This is a genomic window from Citrobacter sp. wls757 (assembly GCF_005280935.1).
Classification (GTDB): Bacteria; Pseudomonadota; Gammaproteobacteria; order Enterobacterales; family Enterobacteriaceae; genus Citrobacter; species Citrobacter portucalensis.
In genome coordinates this window covers 163,820-167,223 of sequence record NZ_SZWU01000039.1, presented here as the reverse complement: position 1 = coordinate 167,223, position 3,404 = coordinate 163,820, and the positions used below count along the sequence as shown (strand labels likewise).

Genomic DNA, 3,404 nt, shown 5'->3' with positions numbered 1-3,404 from the left:
CGCTATCCGGCACATTGCCCGGTGGCGCTACGCTTACCGGGCCTACAACATCAGACCATCAGTATTACAGACAGCAATCAGATGCTGAAAGAAGAACCACACCCGCAGGTGCTTTTCGCATTCGGGTTAGTCACAACGAAGCGGGAACCTTCCAGACCTTCGGTATAGTCAACCGCGCCGCCCACCAGATATTGCAGACTCATCGGATCAACGACCAGACCAACACCTTGTTTCTCAATGGTCATATCACCTTCATTGATCTGATCATCAAAGGTGAAACCGTACTGGAAACCGCTGCAACCACCGCCAGTGATATACACGCGTAATTTCAGATTCGGGTTATCTTCGTCAGCGATCAGGCTTTTAACTTTATTGGCTGCTGCTTCAGTAAATTGCAGTGGCAGCGCTACGTCATCACTCATATTTTGCTCCAAACGACATCGGCAATTGGGTAAATTTCAACCCAATATTTTGGGCCATTATCTAATACCCTGGTATTTCGTTCAAGTATTCTCGCCAGCGGCAGTACCCTGGCTTTTTGCCGTCTGCTCCGCTTCCTGTTTTGCCAGCGTACGAGCGAGGATAGTCGAGTATAGCGGCTTTCCGCCCATAAATTGGGCTAATAGTGTTGCGCCAAGACAGGTAATAATCATTGGCAAAATGAGCTGATAGTTATCGGTCATCTCCAGCACCAGTACAATACCTGTTAGCGGCGCACGCACCGAAGCAGCCAACAAAGCCCCCATTCCGGCAATGGCAAAGGTTCCGGCCTCCAGGTGATACTGCGGAAAAGAGGCCGCCGCAGCCATACCGAACGCCGTACCAAGCAACGTCCCCAACGCCAGCATCGGGGCAAAGATCCCACCGGGCGCGCCGGATGAGAAGCACAGCAGCGTGGTGACGACCCGGGTGATAAATATAAACAGCAGTAGACCGACGCTAAAATTGCCTGCTGCGGCAATCGGGATCAGGTTAAAGCCACCGCCTGCCGCTTCAGGTTGAATTAATCCCAGAACCCCGCACAGACCGCCGATCGCGCCGCCCATCAGCACCCATTTTTTAATTTCACCGCCGTGAAAGCGCTGAAACATATCCTGGGTGCGCAACACCATGGTGTTGAACAATGGCCCGACACAGCCAAAAATAAGCCCGAGCACGAGATACAGCCACAGCGTATTCACCGGCGCATTAGACAGTTTCCCGACTTCAATTATCGGGGCTTCACCGTTGAAAACACGAAACACAATGCTCGACATAATAACGCCGGTAAACACGGCTTTGATCGACACAAGGTTATAGCGAAACTGCGGGCGCATCTCTTCAATGATGAACAGGATCCCCGCCAGCGGAGCGTTAAACGCCGCCGACAAGCCCGCTGCGGCACCGGTAGCCAGCAGGGTATGCCGCGCTTCGGCGCTGCGCATACGGAAAATATCCAGCACCATGCGTCCAATGTTGCCGCCAATCTGCACGGTCGGACCTTCACGCCCAAGCACCATGCCAGCACCCAGCGTGCCCATGCCGCCGATAAATTTCACCGGCAGGACACGCCACCAACGCACAGGTCGCAGCTCTTCCAGCGCACCTTCAATCTCAGGGATCCCCGAACCACCGGCTTCCGGCGCAAATTTACGCACCAGGAAATAGCCGACCATCGCCAGCAACGCCGAGAGAATAAACGCCAGCGGCCACAGCAGAATGTCATGGTCCGCAACCTGAGCCAGCGCGCCAATGCGCTGATTCTGCACCCAGGTCACCGCTTTCTCAAATGCCACGCCAACAAGCCCTGTCACAGTACCCACTACTGCAGCCATCAACAGGATCGCCAACGGCGTTTTGTCTCGTTCCAGGAGACGACGAATTTGATCCCTGCGGCGTAAACGCACAATTTGCTGTGCTTCAAAAGAGGGAGTGTCTGTCTTCATCAGATGATCATTAATTGGTAATACAAATACGGAATCGGCATTCTACTCGCACATTTCGCGAAAATCCCCTGCAAATCGCATTGTTTCAAATGCGTAAAACTTTCATAACCTTCTCTGAATAACTAGAATAGCGGGCATTTACTTTTTCTACGAACCAGGACCCCATCCATGAGTAAGTCTGAAAATCTCTACAGCGCAGCACGCGAACTTATCCCAGGCGGCGTTAACTCCCCCGTTCGCGCCTTTACTGGCGTGGGTGGTACTCCGCTGTTTATCGAAAAAGCGGACGGCGCGTATCTGTACGATGTCGATGGTAAAGCCTATGTCGATTACGTCGGTTCCTGGGGACCGATGGTACTGGGTCACAACCACCCGGCAATCCGTAATGCGGTGATTGAAGCTGCGGAACGCGGTTTAAGCTTCGGTGCACCGACCGAGATGGAAGTGAAAATGGCGGAGCTGGTCACCGAATTAGTGCCGACCATGGACATGGTGCGCATGGTGAACTCCGGTACGGAAGCGACAATGAGCGCAATCCGTCTGGCGCGCGGTTTCACCGGTCGTGATAAAATCATCAAATTTGAAGGCTGCTACCACGGCCATGCTGACTGCCTGCTGGTCAAAGCCGGTTCCGGCGCGTTAACGCTGGGCCAGCCGAACTCCCCTGGCGTTCCAGCTGATTTCGCGAAACACACCCTGACCTGCACCTATAACGATCTCTCTTCAGTGCGTGCAGCGTTTGAACAGTACCCGCAGGAGATCGCCTGTATCATCGTTGAGCCGGTCGCCGGCAACATGAACTGCATCCCGCCGCTGCCAGAATTCCTGCCAGGCCTGCGTGCATTGTGCGATGAGTTTGGCGCGCTGTTGATTATCGATGAAGTGATGACCGGTTTCCGCGTGGCACTGGCCGGTGCGCAGGATTATTACGGCGTTGTTCCGGATCTGACCTGCCTCGGTAAAATTATCGGTGGCGGAATGCCCGTTGGCGCATTCGGCGGTCGCCGCGATGTGATGGACGCACTGGCGCCGACCGGTCCGGTTTACCAGGCGGGGACGCTTTCCGGTAACCCGATCGCGATGGCGGCAGGTTATGCCTGTCTGACCGAAGTCGCCCAACCGGGTATTCATGAAACGCTGAACGAACTGACGACGCGTCTGGCGGAAGGTCTGTTGGAAGCTGCCGAAGAAGCGAATATTCCGCTGGTGGTTAACCATGTGGGCGGGATGTTCGGGATTTTCTTCACCGATGCAGAAACCGTAACCTGCTATCAGGATGTGATGGCATGCGACGTCGAACGCTTCAAGCGCTTCTTCCACATGATGCTGGATGAAGGAATTTATCTGGCGCCGTCTGCTTTCGAAGCGGGCTTTATGTCCGTGGCGCACAGTCAAGACGATATCAATAACACCATCGACGCCGCGCGCCGGGTGTTTGCGAAGTTGTAAAAAAGAGAACGTGCAGAAATGTAGGCCGGG

General features: G+C 54.3%; 4 protein-coding genes. 1 reads left to right on the top strand and 3 read right to left on the bottom strand.

What is annotated here, in order from left to right; all coding sequences use genetic code 11:
* Positions 1-77: 77 nt before the first annotated feature.
* The 3 genes from erpA to clcA are packed head-to-tail and all read right to left on the bottom strand — an operon-like array spanning position 78 to position 1,925.
* Positions 78-422, bottom strand: coding sequence for an iron-sulfur cluster insertion protein ErpA (gene erpA, locus FDW94_RS11320; RefSeq protein ID WP_032942401.1), 345 nt, complete (start codon positions 420-422; stop codon positions 78-80).
* Positions 415-480 (bottom strand): small protein YadW, encoded by a 66-nt coding sequence (yadW, locus tag FDW94_RS11315; RefSeq protein ID WP_122973801.1) that lies wholly within the window; start codon positions 478-480, stop codon positions 415-417. Before yadW ends, erpA begins: the two co-directional genes overlap by 8 nt.
* A 23-nt stretch (positions 481-503) precedes the next feature.
* Positions 504-1,925: a H(+)/Cl(-) exchange transporter ClcA gene (gene clcA / locus FDW94_RS11310; RefSeq protein WP_137377598.1), complete on the bottom strand. Its 1,422-nt coding sequence runs from the start codon at positions 1,923-1,925 to the stop codon at positions 504-506.
* Positions 1,926-2,093: 168 nt separating this feature from the next.
* Here clcA and hemL point away from each other — a divergent pair, with 168 nt between their 5' ends.
* Complete coding sequence (hemL, locus tag FDW94_RS11305; protein ID WP_137377597.1) at positions 2,094-3,374, top strand: glutamate-1-semialdehyde 2,1-aminomutase; 1,281 nt, start codon at positions 2,094-2,096, stop codon at positions 3,372-3,374.
* The last annotated feature ends 30 nt before the right edge of the window (positions 3,375-3,404 follow it).

Excerpts from the sequence above, each read along its gene's own strand:
- clcA (WP_137377598.1), bottom strand. The coding sequence starts at position 1,925 with ATGAAGACAGACACTCCCTCTTTTGAAGCACAGCAAATTGTGCGTTTA.
- hemL (WP_137377597.1), top strand. The coding sequence starts at position 2,094 with ATGAGTAAGTCTGAAAATCTCTACAGCGCAGCACGCGAACTTATCCCA.
- erpA (WP_032942401.1), bottom strand. The coding sequence starts at position 422 with ATGAGTGATGACGTAGCGCTGCCACTGCAATTTACTGAAGCAGCAGCC.